Here is a 4,725-nt window from a genome sequence, read left to right as displayed (position 1 = left end):
TCATCTATGCCGTATTATTATAACACCTTGTTTCAAAAAATACCAGATGAGGTGTTTTTTAGCGTGTCCTTTTATGAATCAATAAGTGGTAAAAATAAGACAGTAACCTCAGAATAGCTACTGTCTTATCTCTTTTTTTACTTAAGGCCCTTGATATACTTGACAAATGGTAGAAAAGAGCCGTTATTCTCAAATGAGACAACTCCTTTTAGTTTTTATAACCTCAGCTTCTCGGTCTCTTACCTACTTTTAATAGAAAGACTACGAAGGACGATTCTTAAAGTAGTCAGATTGTGCAATATCGAAAGATTAGATGGGCTTAACCAATTTAACAACCCAAATCCAATTAAACTTCCATTTATTACAACTGTTTCTTGAATATTTCTTTGAATTAATTTCTGCAACGATTCAGATAAAGAATTCAATTCCTCGAAGAAATCTAAACGATTATCTAATAATAAAATATCACTCATCTGCTTAGAAATATCAGCACTTTCATTCATCACAACCCCAATATCTGCAAGCGTCAAGGCAGCAGAGTCGTTTAACCCGTCTCCAACCATCAAAATAGTTCGGCCAGCTTTCTGTAATTCCTGAACCAACTGAAACTTACCATCTGGTTTTAAATCAGTATAAACGTTGTCAAATGGCAGATCTTTAACCAACTCTTCTGTTCTAGCCAACGTATCACCAGTTGCCAGAATCAGTTTTTTCCCTTGGCGCTTTAGCTTTTTCAATGCAACTTTCGCCTCGCTTCTCAAGGGAGTGTGGATACAAAACATCCCAATTAATTCTTTCTTATAAGCCAAAAACAATAAATTGTAATGAGTCTTATATTGCTCAATCAAGGCCAGCTGCTCAGAACTAATTCTTACCTGTTCGTCTTGCATTAGTACATAATTTCCAATGACAACCGATTGACCATCAATTTGCGATTTAATCCCTTTGCTTGCAACATACTGAAGCTTGCCATGCATTTCTTCGTGTTCAATGCCTTCAATTTCAGCTTGTTTAACAATTGCATTGGCAATAGGATGATAGATATGTTCCTCCAAACATGCACTTATTCTTAAAATATCTTTCTCAGTATAATCTCCGAAAGGAAGAACCTTTTCAACCAAAGGATAACTCGTCGTGATGGTACCCGTTTTATCAAACAAGAAAGTATCCACTTCCAGATATTTTTCTAATACATCACCATCTTTAATAACCATTTCTCGATTTAGACCTTCCTTTATGGCCGTAAGGTAGGCTACAGGTGTGGATATTTTTAGAGCACATGAAAAATCCACCAATAAAAAGGAAATGGCTTTTGAAAACGAACCTGTTAACAGATAAGTCAAACCAGCACCTAAGAAGTTATATTTTACAACCTTGTCTGCCATCCTAATAAAATGACGTTGTTTTGTCTTCTTACTCTCTTCAGATTTTTTCATCAGATTGATGAGTTGCAAAATACGACTGTTTATCTGATTATCAGTCACACGAATTCTTAACTCTCCTGTTTCCAAAACAGTATTCGCACATACAGAATCTCCCTCTTTCTTTTCAACAGGGAAGCTCTCTCCAGTCAAGGAACTCTCATTGACCATGCCTAATCCTGAAACCACTTGGCCGTCAAACAAGATTTCATTCCCTTGGGAGACAACTAATACATCACCTACTTGAACATCAGAACTCTTGATGCTGATGACCATGTCTCCCCGCACTAAGAAAACATCACTTTCTTTAGCAAGAAGGCTTTGTTCCAAATCTGTTGCTGTTTTTTTTAAAGACCACTGATCCAGATGATTACCCAAATCAAGCATAAACATGATGTTGCTAGCTGTCTTGGATTGGTTCATAAACAAGGACAACAAAATGGCCGAACAGTCCAAGACCTCCATGGTTAGTTCCTTGCGCGCTAAAGTTTGATAGGCTTCTTTGACATAACCCAAAGCCTGATAACAAGTCCAAATATAACGAATAGGGTAGGGTACAAAACTTCGAAACAGCAAACGCTTAATCGCTGCACCCGATACAATTGAATAAGCACTCTCTTCTCTACGAATGGGAAGAGTCATCAAGTCCGAAACTTTCCCCTTGTCAATTTTTTTTAAAAAGGCCTCTGCATTTTCTAATACAGAGAAGCCTTCTTTCATACGTAGAGTAAAGTGCTGCTGATCCATATAAAACTGAATAGAGTCGATCCCTTTTTCATCTTTAGCCAAGGAACGAAGATAATCTTGAATATCCAAGGTCAGTGAAAACGAGGACGATAATCGGATATGTTGATATCCTCTGTGTAGCACTTTAAAAGACATATTATTCACCTGTCAGGCTATCTAATTGTTCTTCTTTCTTTTCCTGTTCGTATAAATATTTAGCGTCTTGTAAAACATCATCACCGTGTTGTTTTACAACAGAAACAGATGCATCCAGTCCATCTTTCAATTTGTAAGCTTTAGCCAAGGCCTTAGAATAGCCTTTCTTAGCTTCTTTACTTGCTAAGACTTTCAAGCCAAGCGTCCCAAATGCTACCCCTCCTAAGAAGAGAGATGATTTTTTCGCAACTTTTGCGACGTTTAATACTTCTTTTAACATGTTTATTTCCTCCTTGTAACTATTGTAGCGAAAAATGACAGCAAAAGCAATTGCTGATATCTGATATATAGATAAAATTCTCTATACTGATATTTAATTATATTATGATGAAAACAATATACTTTATTTTTTGATACTGTCAATAATTATGTGTAAACACTTAAGTAGAGTTACGGAGTGTTAATTAAATAAGCTTTCAAGTGTATCAGAACATTGACCAAACCCTTTATGGATTCGTTGACTTTGCTTGAAATTATAATCTTCAAACAACGTAACTAAGTAACGTTCCAGAGCCTCCTCATTAGGAAAAAGAACCTTCTTTTTCGTTTGATGTTTGATTTCTTTGTTAAGAGACTCAATGAGGTTTGTCGAATACATGCTGTGCCAAATCTGGTAGGGAAACTGATAAAAAGTTAAAAGATTATCCGTCTTCTCCAGACTTTCCATGACTTTCCTATACTTTGGTTTCCATTCGGCGAGAAAGTCCTCTAAAGCTTGTCCTGCCATTTCTAAATTTTCAGCACGATAAATCATTATAAATTGCCCCAGAATAACCGCTCTATCTGCTCGTTTCACTTTACTAGCTAGATTTCGACTAATATGAATTAAGCAACATTGTTGTTTAGCTAATGGGTGAGCCTGACTGATAATCTGCTCAAGCCCCTTAAAGCCATCTGTAACTACAAGAGAAATCTGTTGGATTCCTTGGTTTTGAAGCTTGTCTAACAGGGTGGACCAAGAAGCATTGTTTTCTTGAGGCAACTGTGCATAGCATATCTCTATGCGACTAAAGTCGCTAGAGCTATCCTAATTGCGCACCGCCAGTTCTCATAGAAAAAAACACCTTGCAAGATGCAAAGTGTTTTCGTTTGTATTCTGCTGTCCAGTAACGAATTAACGTTTACTAAATTGTGATGCTTTACGGGCCTTTTTCAAGCCTGGTTTGGAAAGTATGAATTTCAGTTGGACTAAAAACAGCGTAATATCAAGACTTTTCTCCGCTTTTATAAAAGCTTTTTTCCAATCAAATTCAACTAATTTTATCCGAATGGTGTGGATTTTACCCCCAAAATTACAGAGAATGGAGCTGATAAACACTAAACGTTCACACCATTAGTTAAATGATTTTTTGTTCATCATTTTTCTTAGATGATAGAACTTCTAATTTATTTCTTATTCAAGCAAAAACAACCTGCTATAAGTAAGAAAGAGGAAGATACAAGAAAAACACGGCGTAAAAACCGATTCAGTTCATTGTCCTCAATCCTTGTCTGCTTCATTTTCTTTTACGAGATCGTTTTGTGAATCTTTTTCAGAGAGTTTTTGATCAATATACTTGTCAATGTTTTCATAAAATTCCTTGGTCGCTTCACTATCTAATGTTGGCGAGTTCTGAACTTGATTCACTTTCAATTGAACAGATTGAATACCGTAAGAGGCTTGTTTTTGGTGGAGTGTTTCTAATTCTTCTTCTGAAATCGGATCTCCAACAACCGTCAAGACCAATTCATTGTTACTTGACTTGTAGACTTGATTAATAACCGTATAATTGGCGAACTCTTTTCCTACAAACTGTTTGATCCCTTCTTTGCGCGCTTGTTCTATTGTCAGAGTAACTGCCGAATAGCTAGCTGGAAGAATCAACAATACAATCAAAGAAATCAAGCCAATTCTCATTTTAATGCTCAGCTCTTTAAATGAAGTTAAAGGAGATTTTCTCATCAAAATTCTTGTTCCAACAATGTTGGCTAGCATGATAAAGACACAGTTGATCAAGAAAAGATAGAGAGCCCCCAATAAAAATCGTACATTCCCATTAGCTAAACCATAACCTGCAGTACAGATAGGTGGCATCAGAGCTGTTGCAATGGCTACTCCAGGCACGATATTATTTGCTTCTTTTTTCCTTGAACCAATTACACCTGCAATCCCACCAGCAATAGCAATCAGAACATCCCAAATGGTTGGAGAGGTTCGTGCAATCAACTCGCTACTTGCATAAGATAAGGGAGAAATCCAGAAATACAGAGTCGATACAAGCAAACTGACCAATACTTGAGTAAATAAAACCTCTAGAGATTGCTTGATTAAACGCGTATCAAAAATAGCTAAACCGAATCCCAGTCCAACAATCGGTGTCAT

3 protein-coding genes and 1 pseudogene are annotated in these 4,725 nt (G+C 36.6%); all 4 read right to left on the bottom strand.

The genetic code is table 11. The features are described from left to right. Positions 1 to 239: 239 nt before the first annotated feature. Entirely contained in the window at positions 240 to 2,303 is a 2,064-nt protein-coding gene (locus tag ADH81_RS10000; RefSeq protein WP_002893754.1) for a heavy metal translocating P-type ATPase, read from the bottom strand. 1 nt (position 2,304) lies between these two features. Continuing rightward, complete coding sequence (locus ADH81_RS09995; RefSeq protein WP_002893755.1) at positions 2,305 to 2,583, bottom strand: DUF6110 family protein; 279 nt, start codon at positions 2,581 to 2,583, stop codon at positions 2,305 to 2,307. 180 nt (positions 2,584 to 2,763) lie between these two features. Continuing rightward, a pseudogene (locus tag ADH81_RS09990) lies at positions 2,764 to 3,354 on the bottom strand (IS256 family transposase); the annotation flags it as partial. Positions 3,355 to 3,843: 489 nt separating this feature from the next. Beyond that, positions 3,844 to 4,725 (bottom strand): DUF389 domain-containing protein (locus ADH81_RS09980; RefSeq protein WP_049528798.1); only part of this gene is annotated, 882 nt, incomplete at its 5' end.

The organism is Streptococcus pseudopneumoniae, assembly GCF_001072925.1.
GTDB lineage: Bacteria > Bacillota > Bacilli > Lactobacillales > Streptococcaceae > Streptococcus > Streptococcus pseudopneumoniae_Q.
Note: the sequence above shows the minus strand (reverse complement) of the source record. Positions and strands in the feature narration are given on the sequence as shown.